Source organism: Sinomonas sp. (assembly GCF_051955515.1).
Lineage (GTDB): Bacteria > Actinomycetota > Actinomycetes > Actinomycetales > Micrococcaceae > Sinomonas.
The window spans coordinates 1-25,958 of sequence record NZ_JBQCGQ010000177.1; the positions used below are offsets into that span (position 1 = coordinate 1).

Genomic DNA, 25,958 nt, shown 5'->3' on the forward strand with positions numbered 1-25,958 from the left:
TCAGCATCCCCTGACCACCTCCGCCACCAACTGCTGCTGCTCCGGCGTGATGTGCGGGAACATGGGCAGGGACAGGATCTGGGCGGCGGCCTCCTCTGCGACGGGGAAGTCGCCGGTGTGGTATCCGAGGTACGAGAACGCGTCGGTGAGGTGCACCGGCGTCGGGTAGTGGATCCCGGTCCCGATTCCGGCTGCGGCGAGCGCGGACTGGACCCGCTCGCGCTCCTCGGCACGGATGACGTACAGGTGCCACACGTCCTCGTTGCCGGGCTGGCTCCTGGGCGTGCGCACCCCGGCGATCCCGTCGAGGAGTTCGGCGTAGAGCCTTGCCGCCGCCCGCCGTCGTGCGTTCCACTCGGCGAGCCGCTGCAGCTTGGCGCGCAGGACGATCGCCTGCATGGCATCGAGGCGGGAGTTGAAGCCCACGATCTCGTGCACGTACTTCACGACGCTGCCGTGAGCCGCGAGCAGGCGCACCATGTCGGCGAGGAGCGGGTCATTGGTGGTGACGGCGCCTGCGTCGCCAGCGGCTCCCAGGTTCTTGCCCGGGTAGAAGCTCGTGGCGGCGATATGCCCGAGTGATCCGGCAGCGCGGCCGTAGCGCCGGGCCCCTTGCGCCTGCGCGGCGTCCTCGACGAGCGCGAGGCCGCGGTGCGCAGCAAGGGGCACGAGCGCCTCGACGGGTGCGGTCTGCCCGAAAAGGTGGACCGGGACGATGGCCTGAGTCCTAGGCCCCACCGCCCGGCCCACCTTGTTCGTGTCGATGAGCAGTGTGTCGGGGTCGACGTCCACGATGATGGGCCGAGCACCCGCGCGCACCACTGCCTCCGCCGTCGCCACAAATGTGTTCGCGGGGAGGATCACCTCGCCCCCAGGCCCCACGCCCACGGCTCGCAGCGCGAGCTCGAGCGCGTCCGTGCCGTTCGCGACGCCGATGCAGGCGCGCACCCCGACGAATTCCGCGTACTCCTCTTCGAATGCCGTGACGTGCGGTCCGCCGATGAAAGCCCCCAGGTCGAGGGCGCGCACGACTTCCGGCACCACGTCCGCGCTGACTTCCTGCTGCTGTGCCACGAGGTCCACAAAGGGGACCCGCTGCACGCGTCCTGCCTGCGCCTCTGCCGTCATGACTCCACCCCCCGATCCCCGCCGTTGGTTGCTGACGACATGGGCCGGGCGGGGACACCGGCCCATGTCTGCCCTTCGGGCACATCGCTGACGACGGCGGCGCCCATTCCCACGACGGCCCGCGCACCCACCCGGGTGCGCTGCCGAATACTGCTGTTCATTCCCACATATGCGCCGCGGCCGACGACGACGGATCCGCCGAGCGTCGCCCCGGCGGCGAACGTCGCATAGTCGTCGGCGACGTCCCCATGGGTGAACACGACTCCTGGCATGACCACCACGTGTCTCCCGAGAGAGACCGCGGCCGTCAGGACGACGTTGGCAAGCAAGATGCTCCCCTCCCCCACCGTGCAGCCCTCCGGGAGCGAGACGCTCGGATGGACGATGGTGGCGAACCGGCCGGGCGGGAGCCCGAGGGTGCCCAGCCGGCGCACGATGTCGGCGCGGATGGCACCACTCCCCACGCACACCACAACGCGTGCACTCGGGTGCTTCCGTACCTCGGTGAGCGGCCCGAGCACGTGCGCGCCGTCGAGGACGCTGCCGACTCGGATGGGATCGTCGTCGAGGATCCCGAGGAGGTCGTAGTCGTCACCGGCGCGGATGAGCGCCATGACCTCGCGGGCCAGCCCGCTCGCCGCAACGATGAGCAACTCCGTCACCTGGGGCTCGCTTTCGGCTTCTTGTCCCGCATGGTGTTGGCGCCCGGCTTCTTCGAGGCGCGGACGACGGCGTCCGCTACCCTCTCGACGCCCTCCTCGCTGAGCTCGTGGTACAGCGGGAAAATGAGGGTGCCAGCATTGAGCCGTTCGGTCACGGGCAGCGGCACCCGCAGCGGCCGGTCGGCGAAGGCCGGCTCGAGGTGGGAGGCCATGATCCCGGAGCGGGCCGAGATGCCGTCCTCCGCGAGTGCGTCGAGCAGCTCGTCCCGGGTCAGCGGGAAGCCCTCACCGACCTCGGCCCAGAACGACTGGAAGTTCGATTCGCCCTGCGGCGGGTCCTCCACGAAGCGGATTCCGGGGACGCCGTCGAGCAGGTCCCGGTAGAGCGCGGCGAGCGCGCGGCGCCGCTCGACCATCGCCGGGAGCCTGCGCAGCTGGACGATGCCGATCGCGGCTTGGAGGTCCGTCATCCGGAAGTTGAACCCGAGCTCGGTGTACGCCTCGGCCGGCGCCCGGACCGCCTCGTGCCGCTCGGCCGCGGACACGCTCGCCGCGTGCTGGCGCAGCCGCTTCGCGCGGGCGGCCCAGTCGTCGCGATCGGTGGTGAGCATGCCGCCTTCGCCGGTCGTGAGGAGCTTGCGCGGGTGGAACGACCATGCGGCGATGTCCGCGCCGACGCCCACTGGCTTTCCGCGGTAGCGCGAGCCGGCCGCGCAGGCCGCGTCCTCGATGAGCTTGATGCCGCGCGCCTCGCAGAGCTCCGCGATCGGGCTGACGTCGGCGGGCAGGCCTCCCTGGTCGACGACGATGACAGCAGTGGTGCGCGGTCCGATCACTTGGGCGACGGTCTCCGCCGTGACGTTCCCGGTCATGGGGTCGACGTCGGCGAACACTGGCTCGGCGCCGACGTACAGCGGGGCATTGGCCGTCGCCACAAAGGAGAACGACGGCACCACGACCTCGTCGCCGGGCTTCACGCCGGCAACCAGCAGCGCGAGGTGGAGCGCCGTGGTGCAGCTCGACGCCGCCACGCCATTGAGGACGCCTTGGGCCTTGGCGAACGCCCGCTCGAATTCCGCGACGCGCGGGCCCTGGGCGAGCCACCCCGAGGCGATCACGTCGGCGAGGGCGTTCGCCTCCTCGGTGCCGACCCACGGCTTCATGACGTTGAGGCGCTCCATGGCGTGGGCACCGCCAGGTTCCAGCCCGGAGGCGCGGTCGCCGCTCGTGATCGTCATGACGCCGCCACCACTCGGGCTGCCGCGATCTCCTCGCGGAGCGGGCGCCACCAGGCGACGAGCCGGCGCAGGCCCTCGTCGAGCGGCATCTCGGCCCGGAAGCCGAGGTCCCGTGCGGCGGCCCGCGTGTCCGCAAGTCGCCGCGGAACGCCGTTGACCTTGCGCTCGGGGCCGAATTCGACCGCGAGATTGGAATCCATGGCCGTCAGCAGCGAGACGGCGAGCGCGAGCAGGCTCGTCTCCGTTCCGCTCGCTACGTTGTACACGCCCTCGCGCACCTCCGACTCGGCGGCGTAGACGTTGGCCCGCGCCACGTCCGTGGTGTAGATGAAGTCCATGGTCTGCTCGCCGTTACCGTAGACGAGCGGAGGCCGCCCGTCGGCGATGCGCTCCATCCAGCGGACCAGGACCTCGGTGTAGAGGCCGTGGACGTCCATGCGCGGTCCGTACACGTTGAAGTACCGCAGGGCCACGTAGTCCAGGCCGTACATGGCGCGGAAGCTGCGAGCCATGCCCTCGTTGAAGCTCTTCGCCGCCCCGTAGAGGGTGTCGTTGTTGTGATGGTGGTGCCGTTCGCCGGTCGGGAACTCCTCGGCGGCTCCGTACACGGAGGCGCTCGAGGCCAGGACCACCTTGTCGACTCCGTGCTGCGATGCCGCCTCCAGGACCGAGAACGTCCCGTCCACGAGGACTTCGAGCGCGAGCCGGGGCTCCTCGGCGCACTGGGTGATGCGGATCGCGGCCTGATGGAAGACGAGGTCCTTGCCGACCGTCGCGTCGTGGACGAGGTCCCGGTCGCGGAGGTCGGCGTCGATGAGGCGGACCCGCCCCGTAGCGAGCGCGTGGTCGAGGTTCGCAAGCCTCCCGCGCGTCAGGTTGTCCAGGACGTCGATGTGCTCCACGCCGGCGTCCAGCAACTGGTCGACGATCGTGGATCCAATCGTCCCGGCTCCCCCCGTGACGAGCACGCGTGCCCCTGCCAAGACGGTCATGCCCCAGCCTCCTGCTTGAGTGCGCCTTCTTCTTGTTCCATGTCCTGATCCACGATCTGCCGCGCGTAGCCCGAGGCCGCCGGCGCGCCCCCCAATGGCGCCTGCGCTCCCCCGGTCGTCAGGCTTCGCGTCGTGGCCTCGAGAATCCCCAGCACCCGCAGCGCGGACATGCCGCTCGTGGCCGAGGCCCGTTCGCCCCGGATCGCGGCCGCGAACTCGTCCACCATCTGCCCGAGCGCCTCCCGTTCCGGCAGCGCCGGCGACCAGGTGTCCCCGAGCCGGTACGAGATCGCCGCGTCGCGGCGGTCGGCACCGTTGCGGGAGCTGCGGCCCCCGTTCGTGGGAAGCTGGACGCCGCGGTCGTAGACGCTGAGCCGCTGCTGGGGATTGAGGTCGTCCCAGACGAGCGTGCGCCGCGTGCCGCCGATGACCATCTGCCGGATCTTGGTGGGGCTGAGCCAATTCACGTGGATGTGGGCCATGCCGCCGAACGGGAGATCGAAGGAGAGGTGGCCAACGCAATCGTGGCCAGTGCCGAGCGGGTCGGCGCCGTGGGCGGAGACTGCCTCGGGGGTGAGCCCTCCGGGGAGGACGTATTCGAGGATCGACAGGTCGTGGGGGGCGAGATCCCAGAAGACGTCGACGTCCGGCTGCACGAGACCGAGGTTGATGCGCACGGAGTCGATGTAGAGGATGTCCCCGAGCTCGCCGTCGTGGAGCAGTTCGCGCATCTTCTGCACGGCGGGGGTGTAGCAGTACGTGTGGTCGGCCATCAGCACGAGCCCTTTGGCGTCCGCGACGCTCACCATGTCGGCGCCCTTGTCCCAGCGGTCCGCGAGCGGCTTCTCGACGAGCACGTGCTTGCCCGCTCCGAGCGCTGTAAGTGCCACGCTGTGGTGAGTCCGGGCCGGCGTCGCGATGGCCACGGCATCGATCTCGACCGTGTCGAGCGCCTCGTCGAGCGAGCCGAACGCCTTCGCGCCATATTGGCTCGCAAGCCCTTCGGCGCGGTCGAGGTCGAGGTCGCACACGGCGCGCAGGTCCCACTGCTCGGACCGGTGGAAGTTCCGGGCGAGGTTGGGGCCCCAGTAGCCGGCGCCGACGACCGCGACTCCGAGAGTGCGGTCACGGTGGGCTCCTGAGCGGGAAGCCCGGAGCTCGGTGAGCGAGTAGGGAAGGTCTGCCACGGTCGCTTCTCCTCCTGGGTGCACGGATGGATGGCCCGGATTGCCCGGGGTCAGTAGGCCCCGACGGGGGCCAGGACGGCGCGGAAGGTGCGCCAGAGGATCATGAGGTCGCCCATGATCGACCAGTTCTCGACGTAGTACAGGTCGAGCCGGACTGAGTCGTCCCAGTCGAGGTCCGACCGCCCGCTCACCTGCCAGAGTCCGGTGATCCCGGGCTTGAGGAGCATCCTGCGATGCGTGTAGTGCTCGTACTCGCCGACTTCCCGCGCAAGCGGGGGCCGCGGCCCGACCAGGCTCATGTCGCCCTTGAGCACGTTGACGAACTGGGGAAGCTCATCGAGGGAGAACCGTCGCATCCACCGGCCACACCGGGTAATGCGGGGATCGTCCTTGACCTTGAACAGCACGCCAGCGCCCTGGTTCGCTTCGGCGAGGGCGGCAAGGCGAGCCTCAGCGTCCTGCACCATCGAGCGGAACTTGAGCATGGGGAACGGCCGCCCGTCCTTGCCGATCCGCTCCTGCCGGAACAGGACGGGACCGGGCGAGTCGAAGTGGACGATGAGTGCCAGGACGAGGAGAACGGGCGAGAGCGCCGCGAGGGCCGCCGCCGCAAGCACGATGTCCATGGCCCGCTTCACCACGTGCTTGGCGCCCGAGTAGTGCGGCAGGTCCACCTCCATGAGGGGCAGTCCCTGCACGGGACGCCAGTGGATGCGTGGGCCTGCCACGTTGGTGAGCGACGACGCGAGGACAAGCTCCGCGTCGTACTGCTCGAGGTTCCAGCCCAGCTCGCGGACGTACTGGTTGCCCCCCGGCACCGGTCCGGCGATGATCACCGCGCCCGCCTTCTTGAGCGCAACAGTCCGCGCGACGTCGTCCGTCGAGCTGAGCACAGGGAGTCGGTTCCCCTCGACAGCGAGGGACTGCCCTCGCCGCCCGCCCGGGAGGACGACCCCCAGGACGTTGTATGGCGCGCCGTCGCTCGCTGCGATCCGGCGCACCACGTAGCGGACATCCTCGGGTTCGCCGACCACGATCGCGGGGGTCAGGTACAGCCCCATCTGCCGCTGCCGGTTGAGCCAGCGGCGGCTCCCCCACCTCGTGCCGAGGAGGGCCACCAGGCCCGTGCCGAACACGAGGGCGAACACGCGCACCGGAAGCCAGTCTGAGACGATGAGGGCCGCGATCGCGAGCACGGCGAACAGGTGGGTGGAGGCCGCGACGACCCGCCGGTACTCCTCCGCACCGATGCCGAGGACCGAGGCGTCGCGGCTGCCGTAGACGCCGAGGGTCACGGGCCACACGGCGGCGATGAGAACGAGGGCGATCGCCGTCCGCGGACCGGCCTCGCCCAGAACGAGACCGGCCGTGACGGCCGCGAGGACGATGACGCTGTCAGCGCCGCGCAGGTAGAGCGCGTACCGCTTGGCCCAGGCCTGCGCCCGCACCGAACGGGCAATGCGCGTCGACGAGGACTCGAGCCTCAGGGCGGACCGAAGTCGGAGACCGCGCCATGACGGGATCGAGCGCCCAACTTCCTGCTCTGCGCCTACCGACATGACCGCTCCTAGGCTTCCCCGCGGGGGCCGGATCCTGTTGCCGGCCCTCCACCTCCACCAGTACAGACCCGCGGCTCCGCTGGGTCACCAGTAGTCGGTACCCGAGCTTTCGCGGGCCCCGGAGAGGGCAACCCTTGCCGAGTACGCAGGTAACACTCAGTGGACCACCCGTATGGTGCGTACTCACCACGGGGTCGGGGCAGCTCAGTACTCGAAGGGGCGCCAACTAGGGCCGCAAGACCCTGCTTTCGGGGGCAAGGAGGAGGGCGGGGATCAGGCACGGACTTGCGGGAACGGGCGCGGGGGTCAGTCCTCGACGGCGTCGCGCAGCTCGTCGCGGCTCTTGATGCCGAGCTTCGCGTAGCTGCGGTGCAGGTGGCCCTCGACGGTGCGTACCGACAAGTGGAGGCGGTCCGCGATCTGGCGGTCACTCAGGCCCTCGACGGCGAGGTCCACAACATCCTGCTCACGGCGGCTGAGGCGCAGGGAGGCGAGGATCGCCTCTTCCTGCTCGCCGGCGTCGCCCGATCCCGGCAGGCCTTCGCACGCGCGGGCAGCGGTCCCGGCGCGGCGCGCGGCGGCGCGGTCGCCGTCAGTATCGAAGCACCCCGCCGCGCGCGCGTACGCCGCCCGCGCCCGCCGGAAGAGCCCGAGCTTCTGGAAGAGGTCGCCCGCGCCCATGTACCCCTCGCCGCTGGCGGCCGCCTCAGCGCGCGCCCACGCGCCCCACGCCTCGGCCCAGGGTCCTTCCGCGGATCCCGCAAGCAGCGCACCACGCTGCGTCTCGTCCGGGGCACCGAGCTCGAACGCGAGGATCCGCGCGAGGAGCTCCCAGCCTGGCCTCTCCGCCACGCGGTTCTCCTCGGCCAGCTCGTCGAGCTCTTTCACGCCCGCACCGCGCTCGAGCAGCTCGCGCGCCCCGGCCCGGTGCATCGCGGCAAGATGCCGCATCCCCGCGCTGCCGATCCGGCTGGTCTGCTCGGCGCGGGCCAGATACTGCCGGGCCTCGGCCTCGTCGCCGATTGCGGCGAACGCCCACGCAGCGAGCGCGGTGCCGACCGAGAGGAGCTGGAGCGGGTCCATGAGCTCGAGGTTCTCCACGATGTCGCGGAGCATGACGGCGGCCTCTGCCTCGCGTCCCTGCCGCAGGAGCGCGTAGGCGCGCGCGCAGTAGAGGCCGGGGCCGAACACCACGATCGGCCTCGTGTGGCCGCCCGGATACGAGCCCAAGACCCCGTCCACGCTCGACCAGTCTCCGGTGAGGAGCGCCCCGGCCAAGTAGCGGACCAGGCCGTGCTCCTCGAGGGGGAAGTGCTCGTCCTCGGCGCTCCCGTCGGAGAGCGCGAGGCCCGCGTTCCGGGCGGCGGCCTCGAAGCGTCCGGCCGCCAGCTGCGCCTCTGCGTCGAGAAGCAGCCAGAGGTTCCGCTCGATGGCTGGGGCTGCCGCAGCCTGAGGAAGGCGCCCGTCGTGCTCGAGCGCGGCGGCCACGGCGGCGAAGTCAGCGCGTTCGACGGCGGCCAGGGCCCGCAGGAGCCGGGCGCGCCGCAGCACGGACTCCTTGGCCCCGGGCCCGAAGGCGAGCATCCCACCCTCGCTCCGCCCGTCCACGGTGTCGGCGGCGCGCTCGAGCTCGGCGGCGTCGTCGTCGACCTTGTCGAGCTCGCCCACGGCCGTGCGGGCCGTGAACTTCACGAGCGACCCTGCGAGCAGGTCGCGGAGGTCCGAGGGCGAGGCCGGGCCCGCCGAGAGCGCGGCGAGCGCCGACTCCGGGTCGCCGAGGTTGAGATGCGCGCGGGCGACGACGCCCCTCACCAGCGAGCGCTCGGCCGGGCGGTCGATGAGCGCTGCCGCGCGGAGGCCGAGTTCGTTGCGGAAGCGTCGGACAGCTGCCGCGGCTCCCCGCGCGAGCTCGGCGGCCGGGAGGGTGGCGCCCGTGTCGAGCGCAAGCTCGAGAAGGCGCAGCTCGTTTGCGGGATGCCGGATCTCATCCCCGCCGAGGGACAGCGCGCGGCGGTAGAGGTGCAGACGACGGGTGGCCGTCGTCATCCGCCGCACGGCGTCGGCCTCGAGCTGGAAGCGGATCCGCAGCCCGTCGCCGCTCGCGTCGGCGAACCAGCCGAGATCGGTGAGCCGGTCCAGGACGTCGCGGTCCACGAGGGCGCGCGCCGCGGCCCGTGGCAGCGGCTCGGTGAGGGCCACAAGCATGAGCGCCTCACGCTCCGTGGCGGAGAGCGATTCCATACTGCTGCGCACCGGGTCGGCGAGCGCCTCGCCCCGGCTCGCGAAGCCGCTTGTGAGGAGCCAGATGCCTCGCTTGCACACGAGCGTGCCGGCGTGGAGGGACTCGTCGATCAGCGCGAGCAGATGCAGCGGGTTCCCTCCGCTGAGCCCGTGCAGCACGTTCGCGGCGGTCACGGAGAGGCTGCCGCCCAGCCGCTTCTCGGCGGTCTCCCGGCTCTCGTCGAGGCTCAGCGGCGCGAGCTCGATCCGCTCCGCGATGCCGTCATGCCACATGTCCAGAAAGTCCCGGGGCACGCCGTGACGGGAGGTGGCCGCCACCAGAAGGCGCACCCATGAGGATGCGACCGCCTCAGCGATGAGGCCAGCCGATCCGTCATCGAGGTCCTGCGCGTCATCGACGACCAGCACGATCGGGCGTCCCGCTTCTCCGGCGATCCGGTGGAGTTCGGCCCATAGGGCGCGCAGGACGCCGATGCGGTCCTGGACGTCGTCGGGGGCAAGCTTGGGGAGGCGCTCGATGAGCGCGGCGTAGGTCACCGAATGCAGGCTGCGGCCCGTGTGGATGGCCATCACTTGGACCTCGTTGCCGAGCTCGCGGACCACGGCGTCGAGCAGGTGCGTCTTGCCCGACCCGCTCTCCCCCACGACGAGCACGGCGCCCGGTCCCTCGCGGCGCAGCACATCGGCAGCCGACGCCGCGACATCGCGCCGCGTCGCCTCCGCGATGGATGGAGTCCCCGCCAACTTCACCCCTATGCTCGTCGCGCTGGACGTGCTTTCTGTCACGTCAGACCGGATCACCACCTTAGACCAGCCCGTCCAGTCCGCTCCGCGACGATACGCCGAGCTTCATGAACACCTGGTAAAGATGGCCCTCGACCGTGCGAACGGAGACGCCGATGGCGTCCGCGATGTCGCGGTTCGAGGCTCCCGAGGCGGCCATGACGGCAATCTGGCGCTCCCGCTCCGTCAGGACGGGAGCGGGCACCTGCGGCAGGAGCGGGAGCATGGGGAGGACCCGCGTGAGCCGGTCCAGCCGGGTCTGTGCCCGGCCGGCGGCCGCGGAGTCGCTGCGGTCCCGCGCGAAGTCCAGGGCGAGCGCGGCGCAGCGCGCCTCGAGCGCGTCGAGCTCCATCCCGTAGGCCACCTCTGCGGCGTCGAGGAGCGCTTCGGCGTCCTTGCGGCGAGAGCCGACGGCGACGGCGGCCATGAGGTGGGCGAGCGGGCCCTGCCGGCGATGGGCCAGGCGTTCGATCCAGAGGAACTCGCGCTCGGTGCCCGGGACGCTGGCGCCGAACACCTCGATCCCTGCGGCGGTGACGCGCCCGGCGCTCTCCTCGTCGGCCGCCTTGGCCAGAAGGAGCTCGCACGCGCTCGGATCGCCCAGCCAGCGGCGCGCCATGCCCTGGCAGAAGTCGGTGAGGAACTCGAAGAGCCAGGGAGCCGTCATCGAGAGCGCTGCCGAACGCTCGAGGAACCGCTCCGCCTCGCCGCTGTCGCCGATCTGTGCGTAGGCGAACGCGGTGGCCGCGTACGCGGTGCGCAGGGCGTTGCGGGCCGGGAATTCCTCGAGCTGCGCGATCGCGTTCAGGAGGGGACCCAGGGCGGAGCTGCCGCGGCCCGCCATGACAAGAGCCAGGGCGAGGAAGAGCTCTGCAAGCCCGCCGCGCAGGCTCAGCCGCCGGCCGCCGCGGTCGATGTACCGCTCGAAGAGGTCCACGCAGCGCTTCCAGTCGCCATTGGAAATCCACACGGCGAACGCTGCGGCGACGTAGGCGTCGTCGTCCAAGTGCTGGGGCGAGTTGAGCCCGAAGGAGGCCATCAGCGCGGCTGCGTCTGCCTCCCGGCCGCACGCCGCCCAGCCTTGGGCGAGCAGGAGTGAGCTCTCGCGCCGGAAGTCCTCGCTGCACCCCGTCCGGCGGGAGGCGGCCTCGAGCGCGTCGAGGACCGCCGTGTAGTCGCCGCGGAAGGCCCGCATCCGGAATTCGGCGAGATCCAAGATCTCCTCGGCGTCCCGCAGCTCGGACGGATCGGCCTCGGCCATGACCGCCAGGGCGTCCCACGCCTTGTGGAGGGGCGCCTGCGCCTCGCCCCGCTCTGGCAGCCACGTGAGCAGCTCCGACTTCGCCGCCGCGTGGCGCGCGAGGGGCACCGGCGGGAGCGCGGCGAGGGCCTGTTCGGGCAGGGCGTCGAGGGCGACAAGCGCTTCCTCCCTGCGTTCGAGGAGCGTCAGGGCCGAGGCGCGGTGAAAGGCGGCCTCCACGGTGACCTCGGGGGCGAGCCGGCCTGCGCTCTCGAGGATGTCGAGGGCCCGCTGGGGTTCGAAGAGCGCGATGGCGGCCCGCGCGGCGTGGACCACGAGCTCTGGGCCCACAGTGCTGCCGACATCGAGCGACCATTCGACGTAGGAGACGAGGTCTTCCCGGTCGAGCCCCGACTCCTCGGGGGCTCCCCCGAGAGAGGTGAGCGAGGCGAGCTCGCGATGCCGGTCGGGCCCGAGCCGCTCGCGCACCAGCTCGGCCATCCGAGGCTCGCGCAGGTACGCGCACCGGTGTTCGCTCGTATCGACGGCGATGAGGGCCCGGTCCTCCATGTCCACCAGGACCTCAGAACCAAAAAGCCCGGCGAGCCCCGCGATGGGGACCCGCCGGGCGACCGCGAGGTGCTCGATCACCTCGCGGACATCCTGCGGCTCCCGAGCCCACCTCGCCCGGATGATCTCGTCGGTTCCGCTCCCCTGCTCGGGCTGCACGGCGCCGTCGAGCGTCCACACGCCGCCCCGCTTGTGGAGGTTTCCGGTGGCGCGCTCGCGGCGGACGATCCCTTGGACAGCGGCGGGGTTGCCCCCGCACGCGTGATGCAGCTCGCCCACCGCGGAGGACGCCACGCGCCCGTCGACGAGCGCCGTGACGAGCCTCCGGGTCTCGGGGACGCCGATGCCACGCAGCGGGATCTCGGCCAGCCGGCCGCGGCGGAGCAGGCGGAGGAAGTCCGCGGGCAGGTCGGTGGCGCGCTGGGCCACGGCGAGGAGGCGGGCCGTGCCGCTCAGGAGGAGGTGGAGCAGGACACCGACGCTCGCCTCGTCGAGGGCGCCCGTGAATTCGAGGACCAGCACCACCGGCCGCCCCATCGCGTCCTCGCGTAGCATGCGCTCCACTGCGAGCAGGAGTCCCGTGGGCGACGACGATGTCCCCTTGGGAAGCCGGGCCAGCAGCGCCCCGATGCACGCGTAGTCAGACGAATGGCCAGTGGTCGAAGTCCGCAGCCTCAGCGGATAGGCGTCCGAGCCGAGCGCCGAGAGCACCGCGCTCGCGAGAAAGGATTTGCCGACCCCGGGCGGGCCGGTGACCACAGTGCCGAGGGAATCGGGATCGAGGAGGGCATGGGTTGCCGCATCCAACTCGTCCTGGCGCACGAGCATCGCCCATCGCAGGCGGTCGGCCTGCCGCTCGGCGGTCTCCGCCGGCGGTTTCACGGCCCGCCTCGGCTGGGCCGAGACAATCGAATCCCTGAGCATGTCACGCCTCCCCCCTTGAGGGCGGCAGGGACACGCGCCACCCCCCAAGTCAGGCATAGCGTACGCCGAAGTCACAGTTTCGCAACAGAGAACATCTGCCCCTGTGGCGGGGACGCAGATGTGTCAGCGCGGCCCGTCGGCCGCCTGGGAAGGGCTCAGATGCCCGCCTGCCGGGCCGCGTCCTCGGCAGCAACCCACGCGATCATGGCGCACTTCACCCTGGCGGCGTAGCGGGAGACCCCCTCGAACGCCGCCGCGTCGCCGAGCACCTCGGGATCGGCCTGGACCTGGCCTCGGGACCTGATCATCTCCCGGAACGTGTCCACGAGATCGTGGAACTCCGCGGGGGTCGCCCCCTCCGCGAGATCGTGCAGGACGGACGCCGACGCCATCGAGATCGAGCAGCCGTGGCCCTCCCAGCGCAGGCTCTGGACGGCGCCGTCGGCCACCGCCACGCGGACGGTGACCTCGTCTCCGCACACGGGGTTGAGCTGGTGGGACTCCCCGTAGCCCACAGCCTCCGCCTCGGCGAGCCATTCCGCGAAGCCGCTCCCGTGCCGCTCCTTGGAGTGGTCCAGGATGACCTGCTGGTACAGGGAATCGAGGCTCATGATCCTGCCTTCGAGGTCAGGCCGAAGTAGCCGCGCACGTCGGCGAGCGCCGCCACGAACCCGTCGATCTCGGCCTCGGTCGTGTACAGGTACGCGCTCGCGCGGGTCGAAGCCGTGAGGCCGAGGCGTCGGTGGAGCGGCTGGGCGCAGTGGTGGCCCACGCGGACGGCGATGCCGAGGCTGTCGAGGTACTGGCCGACGTCGTGTGCGTGGACTCCGGCGACGTCGAACGCCGCAATGCCGAAGCGCGGGTGGCCGTACCACTCCTCGTCCGGGGCCGGGCCCAGGAGGCGGACGCCGTCGATCGCGGCGATGCCTTCGGCGAGGCGGGCGCCGACCTGCGCCTCGCGCTCCGCGATGCGCTCCATCCCGGTCTCGCGAAGGTAGTCCACGGCCGCCGCGAACGCGACCGCCTGCGAGATCCGCTGCGTCCCCGCCTCGAAGCGCTGCGGCGCGGGCAGGTACTCGGCGCGCTCCATGGTCACGGTGGTGATCATGGATCCGCCCACGAGGAACGGCGGCAGCGCGTCGAGGAGCTCGCGGCGCCCGTACAGCGCGCCGATCCCGGTAGGGGCGAGCATCTTGTGGCCCGAGAAGGCGGCGAAGTCCACGCCGAGCGCCTTCACGTCCACGGGCATGTGGGGCGCGGACTGGCACGCATCGAGGACCACGAAGGCGTCCACTCCGTGGGCCAGGTCCACGAGCTCCTCGACCGGGCTCACGCTCCCGAGGACGTTCGAGGCATGCGAGAAGGCGAGGAGCCGCGTGCGCGCCCCGATGATCTGGCGGGCGGTGTCGAGATCCAGGCGGCCGTCGTCGTCGACCGGGATGTAGCGCAGCGCCGCGCCGGTCCGGAAGGCGAGCTCCTGCCAGGGGATGAGGTTCGCATGGTGCTCGAGCTCGGTCACCACGATCTCGTCGCCGGGCCCGAGGGCGAAGCGGCGCAGCTCGGCCGCACCGCGGCCGCGCTCGGCCCACACCGTCGCATTCGAAAACGCGTAGGCCACGAGGTTGAGGGCCTCGGTGGCGTTGGAGGTCCAGACGAGCTCCTCCGCGTCGGCGCCTATGAACGCCGCGACGGTAGCACGGGCATCCTCGTAGACGTCCGTCGCGCGGACAGCGAGCTCATGCGCACCCCGATGGACAGCAGCATTCCTTGTCTCGTAGAAGTCCTGTTCGGCCTCGAGCACGCTGCGCGGCTTCTGGGACGTCGCCCCGGAATCCAGATAGACGAGCGGGTGGCCGTTGACCTCCTGTTCCAGCGCCGGAAAGTCGCGGCGGATCCGCTCCGCCTCGGCGTCATCGAGGGCAGCAGGTGCGCCCGCGGTGGCGGTTTGCGCGGGCCTGAGCGGGGCCGGGATGCTGACGAGGGCCACGGTGGCGGCTCCTTCACACGGGGGGCTGGAATTAGAGTACGGCTTTGTGCCGCAATCCATTCTCCCACGCCTCGCCGCTGACCCCGCCACCGAGCTCCGGGCCCGTGATTGCGGGGCCCGGACACCAAGAGAGCCGGCGACGGCTGGGGGAGGAACCTTGGTCTCGGGGAGGTTCCGTCGTCGCCGGCTCCGTCCTTGGGGGTGTAACCGGCAGCCGGTGCGTCCGGCTGTGGAACAACTCTCGCACGATCCGCCCCCGGGTGCATGAGTGGCGACTACGCGATTGCGCGGAGGTTTCCGAGACAGCACTACTTGGTCTGCGGAACCGTGTACTCATTCTCCGGAGCGAGGCCGACGGCGGAGGAAAGCTGCTCCCGGCTGCTCACCCCGAGCTTCGAGTAGGCGCGATAGAGGTGCCCCTCGACCGTACGGACGGAGACCGTAAGGCGGTCGGCGATCTCGCGATCGCTCAGCCCGCTGATGGCAAGCGCGACGATCTGCCGCTCGCGGCGCGTGAGTTCCCCGGCGGAGTCCGAGGGCTGGGGCGCCGTCTCGCGCTCGCCCAGCTCCGCGTCGCACGCGCGCTGGCCTTCCCAGACCAGGCGGGCATCGGATCTCGACGGCGAGTTCTCGAGCTGCGCGAGGGCCTCGGAATAGCATTCGCGGGCCAGGCGCGGGAAGCCCGCGCTGCGCAGCGCGTCACCCGCCGCCCGGAGCGAATCAGGGCTGCCCTCGTCGAACGCGGCCCCCAGGAGGACGCCCGCCTCGGCCCACTGGCCCTCCATGGGCCAGGCGACCGCCAGAAGCTCATCGAGCCGATCTCGCTGGCCCGCCTCGAACCACAGGAACAGCGCTTGGAGGCTCACGTCGCGGCGGGGCCCCTGGGCGGCCTCGTCGATCGCGGCCTCGAAAGCGGCGAGGGCCGAGGCGTCGGGGCCGACGGCGCACGCGGCCGCGGCCTCGTACAGCGCGGCAAGCGGGCGGACCATGGAGGCCGAGACGCGACCGCTCGACCTCGTGTCCTCGAGGAAGTCTGCCGCCTGGCCCCAGTCCCCCAGCCGGGCCGCCGCGTAGGCGGCACCCGCGGCGCAGAGGCGGAACACGTGCTGGGAGTCGCAGATCCGGAGCTCTTCGAGCGTCGGCTCGAGTTCTTCGAGGGCGTGCCGGAAGCGGCCCTGCCGCAGGAGCGCGATGCCGCGCGCGCACGCGAGCGTGGCGCCGAGCTGGAAGGAGTCCTCGTGCAGCGGGGGCGCCGCGAAGCGCGCCGGAATCGACTCGACCGCATCCCACTGCCCGGCGGTGACGGCGGCGTAGACGAAGCGGACCGCCGCGAATTCCGAAAGGGCTCCCATCGTCTCGTCCGAGACGAGGAGTTCAAGCGCTTGCGAGGCCGCCGCCATGCTCTCGACGAGCAGCCCGCGGCACGCGAGCACCTCGGCCTCGAGCGCCGCAGCGACGCCACGCTCGGCGGCAGATCGCTCGGTCGCCTCGCTGGCCCGCCACGCGGAGCGCCACGCCGCGAGCCCCACTTCGAGGCCCGCGTAGTCCCCGCGTACGGACGCGAAGATGAGCCGCAGCAGGTCCCAGGGGCCCTTCTCCTCGTGCTCCGCCAGGCCCTTGAGGTCGCGCGCGATCTCATCGTGCGGATGGCCGAGGGCGTCCCGGCTGTAGAGCCAGAGGAGGCCGGAGGCCAGAAGGCCCTCGGCGTCGAGCTCCGCGGACGGTTCGAGGAGTTCGACAGCCTCCGAGTAATGGTTGGACGAGTAGGCCACGAGGCCCCGGACGAGCCGAGCCTGAGCAAGGAGCTCCGGCGACGTCACCGCGTCCGTTGCCCGCAGTGCGAGCGAATGCTCGCCGAGCCGTGCCGCGACCCTCGCCGCCTTCAGGTAGATCGCCTCGTCGAGGACGAGCCCGCAGCCGAGAGCCCAGGACACCGCGCAGAGGAGGCCGTCCGCCGTCGACACCTGCCGCGCACGGTGGTCCGCCGCGAGCTGCTGGAGGCGCAGCGATCGGATGAGCGGGATGAGTTGGAAGATCGCCTCGCCGTACACCACGTGCCGCAGCCGCAGCGCTCCATCGGCGCCGTCCGGCGGGAGGACCAGCCGTTTCGCGACGAGGCTCCGCACCACGTCCCCCCCGAAGTTCGCCTCCACGAGGTTCAGCGGGGCCGGCTGCGCGACGGCCACGAGCATGAGCGCCTCGCGCTCCTCCGCGGAGAGCCTCTGGAGCTGATCCCGCACGAGGCCAACGAGCCCGTCGCTGCGGCGTTCCGGCTCTGCGGCCAGGAGCCAGGTCCCGCGCCGCTCGATGAGCGAGCCGGCCCGCCGGGCCTCGTCCATGAGGCAGCGCAGGAGCATGGGATTGCCCTGGGAGTCCCGCCACAGGCGACGCGCGGTCGAGGGCAGCACCCGTTCGCCGAGGGCAGCCTCGAGGAAGGTCTGGGCGTCGTCCGCCGAGAACGGCTCGAGATCGATCCGCTCGGCACCGCCATCGATCCACAGCTGCATGAGGGGCGGCGGGAGCAGCGCCCCGTCCGGCGACGTCACGAGGGCCTGGGCCCACCCGGCGCCGACGAGCTCGGCGATGACTTCGGCCGTCAGCGCGTCCACCGTGTGCGCGTCGTCGATGACGAGCACGAGGCGGCTCTCGCTGCGCGACCGCAGCTCCTCGACGCGACGCCAGAAAGCGCGCAGGACCGCGATACGCGAGCCCGCCTGCTCCGTGGGCAGGCCGCCGAGGAACGGGGCCAGGACGCCGTACGGAACGCGCTGCAGCGAGGGGCTGCCGTGGATCTCGAACGTCTCGGCGAAGTCCTCGATCTCGGCCCGGACCGCCGCGAGGAGCGCGGACTTGCCCACGCCCGTCTCGCCGAGGATGAGCACGGCCGGAACCCGGTCGCGCAGCATCGCCGCGCATTGGGCCGTTTCCCGCTCGCGGCCGACGAACGCCGGGCCGCTCACAGGAGGCCCGCCAGTTCGGACCGGGAGGTGATGCCGAGCTTCGAGAAGACCTGGTAGAGGTGACCCTCCACCGTGCGGACGGACAGGCCCATCTCATCTGCGATGGTCCGGTTCGACTCGCCACGAGCAGCGAGCACAGCGACCTCCCTCTCCCGAGCGGTAAGCAACGGTCCAAGACTCTGCGGTACGACGGGGAGCACTTCGACCAGTCCGGTGAGGCGGTCGAGGCGGGCCTGGAGGATGCGGGCCGAGCGGACGTCGCCGGTGTCGCGGGCAATATCGAGGGCGACGGCGGTGCACCGCGACTCGAGCGTGTCCAACTCGAGGCCCGCGGCGAGGTCGGAGGCGGCGACGAGGTCGGTGAGGTCGCGCAGCCGCGTCCCGCGGGCGAGGCGGCGGCCGAGCTCGGCGAGGGCACCCTGCCGATGGGAGCACACCTCCTCGAGGAGGGCCAGCTCGTCGTTCCCGGTCTCCACGGTCGCCCCCACGAGCCGGATCCCGGCCATCGTCCAGCGTTCGGCGGCGATGTCCTCCTGCGCGGCATCCACGAGACGGGCGGAGGCGCCCCGCTCCCCGATCCAGCGCCGCGCCATGTCGGCGCAGAATTCCATGGACGCGTGAAGCGTGTAGCTCGTGGGTGCCGACCAGCCTTCGAGCCGATCCAGGTACGAACGGGCGGCGGCGCTGTCGCCCTGCTGGGCGAACGCGAAGGCCGTTGCGGCGTAGGCGCAGCCCAGCGTGGCACGGACGTTGCCCTGCTCAAGCTGGGCGATGGCGGCGAGCAGCGGCGAAAGGGCGTCCGACCCTCGGCCCGCGAACACGAGTGCGAGGCCCGCCGCGAACTCGTAGTGGGCGCCCGAGACGCGCAGGCTCGGAACAGTTTCGTGGCCGGCCGACCGGACGAGGGCAAGGCACTGGCGCCAATGCCCGTTGAAGAGGAGCGTGTCGAAGGCCCGCGTCACGAACTCCTGCCGCACTCGCGGGGTCCCGGCTGGTCCGGCAAGCTCGCTCGAGACGCGGTGGAGCGTGGCGAGCGCCTCGTCCTCGCGGCCCACCATGACCTGCGCCTGCATGAGCAGGCATCCGGCGCGGAGGCGCAGCTCGTCGTCGCCCCCGGGGACTCCCGCGGCGGCGGTCTCGAGGCGGTCGAAGACGGAGGCGAAGCGGCCGCGATAGGCGGCGTCGGCGAACTCGGCGAGGTCGAGGATTCCCCGTGCCCGCTGGGTCTCGGGTTCCGGCGCGCCCCCGAGTTCGGCGTTGACGAGGAGGCGCGCCCGGGAATCCTCGAAGAGCGCGGTGATCTCGCGCTCCCGTCCGGGAGTCGCCCGCTTCACCATCGCGAGCGTCTCGACGAACATCGCGAAATCGATCGGCGAGAGTGCGCCGATCTCCTCCTCTGCGACCTGCTCGAGGAACGCGTGGGCCTGGACCGGGAGGCCGAGCGCGAGGTAGGCGCCCGCCCGTAGTCGCTGGACGGTAGCCCACGTCGCCTTCGCCCGGGACACCCCCTCGAGGCAGTCCAGCGCGAAGTGCGGATCGTGCAGCCGCAGGGAAGCGTGGGCGGCGGCCATCGCGTGCTCCGTGGGGAGGACGGCCTGGCACTCACGGGTCCACGCCGCGTAGCCGAGGAGCTCCACGACGCCCAGCGTCTCGAGCGCGGGTTCCGAGTTCCCGATGAGGAGCGACCGGAGCTCGCGACGGCGCGGGATGCTCAGCCACCCGCGCACCACTTCTTCCATGACGGGATCGGAGAGCGCGACCGAGTGCCGGTCGCCGTCCTCGACGGTGATGAGTCCCGCCTCGTCCATGGTGGAGATGACCTCGACCCCGAAGACACTGGCAAGCTGCTCGAGCGGGAGGCGTCGCGCACATGCGAGGGCCTCGATCACGGTCTGGACCTCAGGGGTCTCGCGTTCCACGCGGGTGCGGACCACGTCGTCGATCTCCCGGCTCCGCGTGGTCTCCGCGTCCTCGGCAAGCGTCCACACGCCGTCGGTCGCCCGCAGCTGCCCGCTTTGGAGGAAGTCCCCGATGATGCGGTAGAGGAGCTCGGGGTTACCGTGCGCCATCGCGTGGAGCATGCGCGCAACGGTCCGCGGCACGATCCCGCCCAGCACCTCCTCGACTACGGCCTCGGTCTTCTCCTCGGGCAGGAGGTCCAGCGGGATCTCCCGGATGCGGCCCTCCGTGAGCATCCAGTGGAAGTCCTGGGGCAGGTCGCTGGTCCGGGTCGCCACCACGATCACCTTGGCGGTGTTCGTGATCATGAGATTGACGAGTGTGGCGGTGCTCAGTTCGTCGAGCCCGCCCGGCGTCTCGAGGGCGATGACGGCAGGGCGGCCTGCCGCATCGGCGGTGAGGGTCTCCATGATGCCCCGCATGGTCGCCGCGGGGTTCTCGAGGGCCTCGTCGGGCAGCCGTGCAAGAAAGGGGGCGAGGGCACCGTAGGGAGTCTCGGTACCCACCCTCGTGCTGCGCAGGGTCTGCGCGTACAGGTCGGGGGCGAGCGAACGGACCAGCGCCGTCTGGAACGCGCCCTTCCCGATGTCCCGGGCGCCCGTGATGACGATCCCGTAGCTCTGCTCGCTCTCGAGCGCCTCGCGGGCCGCCTTCAGCTCATCGCTTCGAACGATGCGTGCCCAGTGCACGCGGTCGGACGCAAAGGCGCGCGCCGGAGACTGGTGCCTCTCGGACACCCCAGTCGTCCACCGCATTGCGCCTCCCCGTATCCCCCAATGCATGCAGGTGTCCAAAAGATACCCCTAAGGCGCGACATTTCAGTAGGGGCAGAGGGACTTCAGTTCTGCCTTTCTCGCCCGAAATGGCGGGGCGCGCGGCGAAAGACGGGACTTAAGTCCCGGTTATGGCACCCTCTTTGTGACGCTTCATGGCGCTGCAGTTGCGAAATCGACGCAACGTCGAGCGAAATCGACTACTGCGCCGAGAGCTGTCAAGAGTGCGTGCTACGCCTTTGCGGGATGGTGTTTCTGCTGCGCAGCGAGGAGGCCTTCGCGTACCAGGAGCTCCACAGCGTCCGCCGCCTCGGCCAGCAGGAAGGGCAGGTCCTTCCGCTCGGCCGTCGAGAAGTCGCGGAGCACATGGTCGGCGGCGTCCATCCGCCCAGGCGGCCTCCCCACGCCGACTCGCACGCGGTAGTAGTCCTTCGTTCCCAAGGCCTTGGAGATGTCGCGCAGGCCGTTGTGCCCTCCCTCTCCGCCGCCGATCTTCAGCCGGACGGAGTCGAAGGGAATGTCGATCTCGTCATGGACGGCGACCACATGATCCGGTGCCACGCCGTAGAACTTGGCAGCGCCCGACGTCGGCCCTCCGGACTCGTTCATGTAGGTGAGCGGCTTCGCGAGCACGACTCGGGGACCGCCGATGCCCAGCCTTCCCTCAAGGACCATGGCACGGGAACGGTGCGACGAGAAGCTCCCGCCGATCCGGCCGGCGAGTTCGTCGAGGACCATCTGGCCCACGTTGTGCCTGTTCCCGCTGTACTTCGGGCCGGGGTTGCCCAGGCCAACGATGAGCCAAGTCTCTGCCATCGGCGAAAGCTCCTTGAAGGGTGGTAGACAGCAAGGCGGCCCGCCCTTGGGGGGACGGGCCGCCTGGGTTCCTTGAGCAGGCTACCGGCGCGCCAGCGTGTCCGCTCTCGTTGCGCCGTCACATCTGCAGGGTGTGCACCCTGCAGACGTGACGTCGCAACCGCCGTTTGGTGCGGAGGACTACTCGGCAGCAGCCTCTTCGCCCTCGGCAGACTCCTCGGGAACCGTCGCGAGAGCTTCGGCGATGTTGACGATGATCGTCTCGGGCTCGGTCAGGAGGGAGACGTTCTGCGGGAGCTGGATGTCCGAGGCGTGCACGTGCTCGCCCACGCCGCGTCCCTCGATGCTGACCTCGAGCGCGGTCGGGAGGTGCGTGGCCTCAGCCTCGACGGTCAGGGCAACGGTCTCGTGGGTCACCACGGTGCCGGGAGCAGCCTCGCCGGACACGTGGACGGGGACGTCCACCTGGACCTTCTCGCCGCGCTGCACGGTGAGGAGGTCGATGTGCTCGATGATCTGGCGGACCGGATCGCGCTGGATGTCCTTGACGAGCGCAAGGTGCTCGGTGCCCTCGACGTCGATCGTGAGGAGGGCGTTGGCCACGCGGACGGCGAGGTTGGTCTCGCGGCCCGGGAGGTTGACGTGAAGCGGCTCAGCGCCGTGGCCGTAGATGACGGCGGGGATCTTGCCGGCGGCGCGGGCGCGGCGGGCGTAGCCCTTGCCGAACTCGGTGCGCTTCTGGGCGGCGAGCTTGTCGCTCATGGAATGCTCCTTCGGTGGGTCAGATGGCTTGGCGGGACGTCAGGCATCTGAACGGCAGAGCCCCGTCAGGAAGAGGGGCACCGAAAGGAGTCCAGACCCAGTCGATCACGGACCGGGCACATGCGCGCTGGTCCCTCGCCAAGGTTCGCCGTCCATCCTAACAGACCGGGGAACACGACTTCGCCGACTTCTCCTCCGCTGACTTCCCCAACATCCCCGCCGACTCCCCCAGCTTTAGAGCGCACTCCGCGGCAGCGCGCCTCCAATGCCAGGGGCAAGCGCCGTCGGTCAATTCGGTCGGCCGCGGAAACTGGGTAAGCCGGCAAAAAAGTTGGGGAATCCGGCAACAGGGACGTGCAGTGTGGACTAGCTGCGGCCGTCGAAAAGGCTCGTGACGGAGCCGTCGTCGAAGACCTCGTGGATCGCGCGGGCAATGAGCGGCGCAATCGAGAGGACGGTGAGCTGCTCGAAGCGCTTCTCGGACGGGATCGGCAGCGTGTTCGTCACCACGACCTCGCGCGCGCCGCTCTCGGCGAGACGGCGCGATGCCGGGTCGGAGAACACGGCGTGAGTCGCGGCGATGATCACCGAGCGCGCCCCCGCGTTCTTGAGCACCTGGACCGCGCCGGAGATCGTGCCGCCCGTGTCGATCATGTCATCGATGAGCACGCAGTCGCGGCCTTCGATCTGGCCCACAACCTGCTTCGACACGGCCTGATTCGGCACATTGACGTCGCGCGACTTGTGGACGAACGCGAGCGGCGAACCGCCGAGGCGCTCCGCCCACTGCTCGGCCACGCGGACACGGCCGGTGTCCGGCGAGACGACGGTGACCTTGTTGAGGTCCACGCGGGTACGGACGTAGTCGGCGAGGAGCGGGATGGCCATGAGATGATCCACGGGCCCATCGAAGAAGCCCTGGATCTGCGCCGTGTGCAGGTCGACGCTCATCAGGCGGTGGGCACCTGCCGTCTTGTAGAGGTCCGCGATGAGACGGGCCGAGATGGGCTCGCGGCCGCGGTGCTTCTTGTCCTGCCGTGCGTACGGGTAGAACGGCGAGACGACCGTGATCCGCTTCGCGCTGGCGCGCTTGAGCGAGTCGATCATGATGAGCTGCTCCATGATCCACTCGTTGATCGGAGCCGGGTGGGCTTGGATCACGAATGCGTCGGCGCCGCGGACGCTGTCCTCGAACCGAACGTAGGTCTCGCCGTTCGCGAAGTCGTACGCCGACGTCGGAAGCAGCTCGGTGCCGAGCTCTTTGGCGATCTCCTGCGCGAGTTCGGGATGGGCCCGGCCTGACGCGACGACGAGGCGCTTCTCGCCGTTGGCCGTGATCTCGGTCATCTACTTGCCTTCTTCTGTTGGGTGCGTGGTGTCGGAGGGAGAAGTCTTCGTCGCCGCGAGGGGCACCACCGGGTCGGCTTCGCGGGCGGCAGCGGCGGCGATGGCCGACGGCGATCCCGGCCGTTTCGCCTCCGTCCAGCCTTCGGCATTGCGCTGGGGTGCGACGCTGAGCGCAAGCGCCCCGGCGGGAACGTCCTTGCGGACCACAGCGCCGGCGCCGGTGTAGGCCCCGTCGCCCACCGTCACCGGGGCAACGAAGACAGTGTTCGACGACGTGCGCACGTGGGCGCCGATGACAGTCCGGTGCTTGTTGACCCCGTCGTAGTTGGCCGTGATGTTGCCGCAGCCGATGTTCGTGCCCTCGCCGATCTCTGCGTCCCCGGCGTAGCCGAGGTGAGAGAGCTTGGCCCCGCGGCCGATCTGGACATTCTTGGTCTCGTAGAAGGCACCGATCTTGCCGTCGGCGCCGAGGACCGTGCCAGCGCGCAGATACGTGAAGGGCCCCACGGTCGCGCCAGGACCGATCTCGGACTTCGTCCCTTCCGTGCGCCGCACCGTGGCCCCCTCGCCCACCACGACGTCGGTGAGGGTCGTGTCGGGGCCGATGACGGCGTCGCGCTCCACCACGGTGATGCCATGGAGCTGGGTGTTCGGCTTGATGGTGACGTCTTCGGCGAGCCGCACGGTCCCGTCGATCCACGTGGTCGCGGGGTCCACGATCGTCACGCCGGACCTCATCCAATCCTCGAGGATCCGCCGGTTGTGCTCGGCCGCGAGGGCCTGGAGCTGGATGCGATCGTTCGCGCCCTCGACCTGCCACCGGTCCTCGGTCACCAGTGCAGCGACACGGCCGCCAGCCTCGCGGACGATGGCGAGCACATCGGTCAGGTACTTCTCCCCTTGCGCGTTCTCCGTGGTGACGCGGCGCAGCGCCTCGGCGAGGACGCGCCCGTCGAACGCGTAGATGCCCGAGTTGACCTCGAGCACGGTGCGCTCGTCCTCACTCGCGTCCTTGTGCTCGCGGATCGCGGCCACGCCGCCGTCGGCGTCCCGCAGGATCCGCCCGTAGCCCGTGGCGTCGTCGAGCACGGCAGTCAGGACGGTCACGGTATTCTCATCGGCCTCGTGCAGCGTCACGAGTTCGCGGAGCAGCTCGGCGCTCAGGAGCGGAACGTCGCCGTACGTGACCACGATCGTCCCCTCGAGCGGCCGCCCCTCCGGCTGCCGCGCCGCCAGCGCGTCGAGGGCCACCTCGACCGCGCGCCCGGTGCCCGGGATGTCGTCCTGGTCCACGATGAGCGCCTCGGGGTCCACGGCGGCGATGTGCTCGGCCACGCGGTCGCGCTCGTGACGGACGACGACGGCAAGATCCCGCGGATCGATGCCCCTCGCCGCGGCGAGGGCGTGCGCGACCATAGACCGGCCGCCCAGTTCGTGCAGGATCTTCGGGGTGCGGGACTTCATGCGCGTGCCCGCACCAGCGGCGAGGACGACGACGGCGGTCGGCTGGCGCGCGCTTCCGTACGGAACAGGACCAAGACCCGGCTGCGGGGACTCCGGGCGGTCGGTTGCGGGACGCTGTCCGGGGTTCTCCGCATTCACTGTCGCTGGTTCTCCTGATCGTCGCGATTCGGGCCGGCCCCACCGAACACGCAGGGGCCTGCGCTTGCCCCGGCCATTCTATCCACGGCTCGCCGGTCCCCCCGTTCCGCCCCTAGGATTCGAACCTAGACTGCACGGCTCCAAAGGCCGGCGTGCTGCCATTACACCAGGGCGGACCGTGCCGCGCTGCACGTCGGGAGAACTCCCGGCGGCGCAAACGGCACAGTCGTTTATTCTGCCATGCCTAGGATGGTCACGTGACCCAGCGGGCGCCAGCCTCAGTTTCGGAGTTCACGCGTCTGCTTGCCCCTCGTGGGGCCGACGGTAGTCTCGCTCGTTGCGGCGCTCGGCGCGCCCCCTGCGCACGCGCCACACGATGAACGCGATCACGGCGATCACCCCGACGATCGCGGCGATGTCCCGCCCCGCGGCCTTCGCGACGGCGTCATAGGAGGCGCCCGCAACGAATCCGAGCAGGGTGAAGCCCACTCCCCACGTGACGCCGCCGAGGGCGTTGAAGGCCACGAAGCGGGGATAGCGCATCTGCGAGGCGCCGGCGAGGGCCGGCATCATGGCACGGAAGAAGGCGACGAACCGCCCAAGGAACACGGCCCATCCGCCGCGCTTCCGGAGGAAGGCCTGGGCGTCCTCGAGCTTCTTGCGGTGCCGGTCGAAGACCCTGAAGCCGAGCAGCCGTGGCCCGAGGTGCTTGCCGATCTCGTAGCCCACCGTGTCCCCCACGACGGCTGCGAGCACCACGAGCGGCGCCATGAGCCAGATGTCCGCCTTCCCTTGGCTCGCGATGACACCGCCAAGCACGGCAGCGGTCTCGCCGGGGATCACGAACCCCACGAAGATCGCGTCCTCCGCGAAGACCAACGCGAACACCAGAGCGTAGGCCAGAAGGGGCGGCATGCCCAGGATCGCATCGACGAAGGAAGCCATTGGGCCGATGCTACAGAGGGAGTCTGGAGGGTTCCAGAGAGTCCACGCTCGAATCGGAGGCGCCATCCCGCCGTCGCACCTCGGCGCGGTCGGTGACATGGATCATGCGGCGGCCGTGGCCGCCCTCCTCCCGGACCCAGAAGACCGACCCGTCGGGCGCCACGTCATCGACCGTTCCGGCTACGTATAACCCGTCGAGACCGTCCACCACGACCCAGTCACCCCGGGCCACCCGTGCGAAATCGTCCGTGCGCTTCCCCATGCCCTACCCCTCACGCCCGTC

General features: G+C 70.7%; 18 protein-coding genes and 1 tRNA gene. All 19 read right to left on the reverse strand.

The window, feature by feature from the left end; translation table 11 throughout:
* The 19 genes from ACTHL9_RS09920 to ACTHL9_RS10010 all read right to left on the reverse strand — a co-directional run bounded on the left by ACTHL9_RS09920 (position 1) and on the right by ACTHL9_RS10010 (position 25,937).
* On the reverse strand, positions 1–1,128 hold the full coding sequence (locus ACTHL9_RS09920; protein ID WP_440518749.1) for a DegT/DnrJ/EryC1/StrS family aminotransferase: 1,128 nt from the start codon (positions 1,126–1,128) through the stop codon (positions 1–3).
* The gene (locus tag ACTHL9_RS09925; RefSeq protein ID WP_440518751.1) at positions 1,125–1,790 is read right to left on the reverse strand and encodes an acetyltransferase; all 666 of its coding nucleotides are present in this window, start codon (positions 1,788–1,790) and stop codon (positions 1,125–1,127) included. Before ACTHL9_RS09925 ends, ACTHL9_RS09920 begins: the two co-directional genes overlap by 4 nt.
* Complete coding sequence (locus ACTHL9_RS09930; protein WP_440518753.1) at positions 1,787–3,028, reverse strand: DegT/DnrJ/EryC1/StrS family aminotransferase; 1,242 nt, start codon at positions 3,026–3,028, stop codon at positions 1,787–1,789. Before ACTHL9_RS09930 ends, ACTHL9_RS09925 begins: the two co-directional genes overlap by 4 nt.
* A complete protein-coding gene (locus ACTHL9_RS09935; protein ID WP_440518755.1) occupies positions 3,025–4,020 on the reverse strand; it encodes an NAD-dependent epimerase/dehydratase family protein in 996 nt (331 codons plus the stop codon). Before ACTHL9_RS09935 ends, ACTHL9_RS09930 begins: the two co-directional genes overlap by 4 nt.
* Positions 4,017–5,207: a Gfo/Idh/MocA family protein gene (locus ACTHL9_RS09940; RefSeq protein WP_440518757.1), complete on the reverse strand. Its 1,191-nt coding sequence runs from the start codon at positions 5,205–5,207 to the stop codon at positions 4,017–4,019. Before ACTHL9_RS09940 ends, ACTHL9_RS09935 begins: the two co-directional genes overlap by 4 nt.
* 50 nt (positions 5,208–5,257) lie before the next feature.
* A complete protein-coding gene (locus tag ACTHL9_RS09945; protein WP_440518758.1) occupies positions 5,258–6,766 on the reverse strand; it encodes a sugar transferase in 1,509 nt (502 codons plus the stop codon).
* 306 nt (positions 6,767–7,072) lie between these two features.
* The gene (locus ACTHL9_RS09950; RefSeq protein ID WP_440518760.1) at positions 7,073–9,751 is read right to left on the reverse strand and encodes an AAA family ATPase; all 2,679 of its coding nucleotides are present in this window, start codon (positions 9,749–9,751) and stop codon (positions 7,073–7,075) included.
* A gap of 61 nt (positions 9,752–9,812) precedes the next feature.
* Positions 9,813–12,524 (reverse strand): LuxR C-terminal-related transcriptional regulator, encoded by a 2,712-nt coding sequence (locus tag ACTHL9_RS09955; RefSeq protein ID WP_440518761.1) that lies wholly within the window; start codon positions 12,522–12,524, stop codon positions 9,813–9,815.
* A gap of 155 nt (positions 12,525–12,679) precedes the next feature.
* Entirely contained in the window at positions 12,680–13,135 is a 456-nt protein-coding gene (gene sufU, locus ACTHL9_RS09960) for a Fe-S cluster assembly sulfur transfer protein SufU (RefSeq protein ID WP_440518762.1), read from the reverse strand.
* The gene (locus tag ACTHL9_RS09965) at positions 13,132–14,511 is read right to left on the reverse strand and encodes a SufS family cysteine desulfurase (RefSeq protein WP_440518764.1); all 1,380 of its coding nucleotides are present in this window, start codon (positions 14,509–14,511) and stop codon (positions 13,132–13,134) included. Before ACTHL9_RS09965 ends, sufU begins: the two co-directional genes overlap by 4 nt.
* A gap of 308 nt (positions 14,512–14,819) precedes the next feature.
* The gene (locus tag ACTHL9_RS09970) at positions 14,820–17,471 is read right to left on the reverse strand and encodes a LuxR C-terminal-related transcriptional regulator (protein ID WP_440518766.1); all 2,652 of its coding nucleotides are present in this window, start codon (positions 17,469–17,471) and stop codon (positions 14,820–14,822) included.
* A complete protein-coding gene (locus ACTHL9_RS09975; protein ID WP_440518767.1) occupies positions 17,468–20,185 on the reverse strand; it encodes a LuxR C-terminal-related transcriptional regulator in 2,718 nt (905 codons plus the stop codon). The genes ACTHL9_RS09970 and ACTHL9_RS09975 overlap by 4 nt, the downstream gene beginning before the upstream one ends.
* 249 nt (positions 20,186–20,434) lie before the next feature.
* Positions 20,435–21,019 carry an aminoacyl-tRNA hydrolase gene (pth, locus tag ACTHL9_RS09980; protein ID WP_440518768.1) on the reverse strand — a complete coding sequence of 195 codons (585 nt, stop codon included), beginning with the start codon at positions 21,017–21,019 and terminating at the stop codon, positions 20,435–20,437.
* Between the two features lie 180 nt (positions 21,020–21,199).
* Positions 21,200–21,781, reverse strand: a complete 582-nt coding sequence (locus ACTHL9_RS09985) for a 50S ribosomal protein L25/general stress protein Ctc (RefSeq protein ID WP_440518770.1) — start codon at positions 21,779–21,781, stop codon at positions 21,200–21,202.
* A 366-nt stretch (positions 21,782–22,147) separates the two neighbouring features.
* The gene (locus ACTHL9_RS09990) at positions 22,148–23,128 is read right to left on the reverse strand and encodes a ribose-phosphate diphosphokinase (protein WP_440518772.1); all 981 of its coding nucleotides are present in this window, start codon (positions 23,126–23,128) and stop codon (positions 22,148–22,150) included.
* Positions 23,129–24,730 carry a bifunctional UDP-N-acetylglucosamine diphosphorylase/glucosamine-1-phosphate N-acetyltransferase GlmU gene (glmU, locus tag ACTHL9_RS09995; protein ID WP_440518774.1) on the reverse strand — a complete coding sequence of 534 codons (1,602 nt, stop codon included), beginning with the start codon at positions 24,728–24,730 and terminating at the stop codon, positions 23,129–23,131.
* 104 nt (positions 24,731–24,834) lie between these two features.
* Positions 24,835–24,906, reverse strand: a tRNA-Gln gene (locus ACTHL9_RS10000).
* 115 nt (positions 24,907–25,021) lie between these two features.
* Positions 25,022–25,675: a DedA family protein gene (locus ACTHL9_RS10005; protein WP_440518776.1), complete on the reverse strand. Its 654-nt coding sequence runs from the start codon at positions 25,673–25,675 to the stop codon at positions 25,022–25,024.
* A 10-nt stretch (positions 25,676–25,685) separates the two neighbouring features.
* Positions 25,686–25,937, reverse strand: coding sequence for a hypothetical protein (locus tag ACTHL9_RS10010; RefSeq protein WP_440518778.1), 252 nt, complete (start codon positions 25,935–25,937; stop codon positions 25,686–25,688).
* Positions 25,938–25,958 lie beyond the last annotated feature (21 nt).

What these genes read in the sequence shown, in the direction of transcription:
- ACTHL9_RS10005 (WP_440518776.1), bottom strand. Translation starts at nt 25,675, where the DNA reads ATGGCTTCCTTCGTCGATGCGATCCTGGGCATGCCGCCCCTTCTGGCC.
- ACTHL9_RS09975 (WP_440518767.1), bottom strand. Translation starts at nt 20,185, where the DNA reads ATGCGGTGGACGACTGGGGTGTCCGAGAGGCACCAGTCTCCGGCGCGC.
- sufU (WP_440518762.1), bottom strand. Translation starts at nt 13,135, where the DNA reads ATGAGCCTCGATTCCCTGTACCAGCAGGTCATCCTGGACCACTCCAAG.
- ACTHL9_RS09920 (WP_440518749.1), bottom strand. Translation starts at nt 1,128, where the DNA reads ATGACGGCAGAGGCGCAGGCAGGACGCGTGCAGCGGGTCCCCTTTGTG.
- ACTHL9_RS09990 (WP_440518772.1), bottom strand. Translation starts at nt 23,128, where the DNA reads ATGACCGAGATCACGGCCAACGGCGAGAAGCGCCTCGTCGTCGCGTCA.
- pth (WP_440518768.1), bottom strand. Translation starts at nt 21,019, where the DNA reads ATGGCAGAGACTTGGCTCATCGTTGGCCTGGGCAACCCCGGCCCGAAG.
- ACTHL9_RS09930 (WP_440518753.1), bottom strand. Translation starts at nt 3,028, where the DNA reads ATGACGATCACGAGCGGCGACCGCGCCTCCGGGCTGGAACCTGGCGGT.
- ACTHL9_RS10010 (WP_440518778.1), bottom strand. Translation starts at nt 25,937, where the DNA reads ATGGGGAAGCGCACGGACGATTTCGCACGGGTGGCCCGGGGTGACTGG.
- ACTHL9_RS09945 (WP_440518758.1), bottom strand. Translation starts at nt 6,766, where the DNA reads ATGTCGGTAGGCGCAGAGCAGGAAGTTGGGCGCTCGATCCCGTCATGG.
- ACTHL9_RS09955 (WP_440518761.1), bottom strand. Translation starts at nt 12,524, where the DNA reads ATGCTCAGGGATTCGATTGTCTCGGCCCAGCCGAGGCGGGCCGTGAAA.
- ACTHL9_RS09935 (WP_440518755.1), bottom strand. Translation starts at nt 4,020, where the DNA reads ATGACCGTCTTGGCAGGGGCACGCGTGCTCGTCACGGGGGGAGCCGGG.
- ACTHL9_RS09985 (WP_440518770.1), bottom strand. Translation starts at nt 21,781, where the DNA reads ATGAGCGACAAGCTCGCCGCCCAGAAGCGCACCGAGTTCGGCAAGGGC.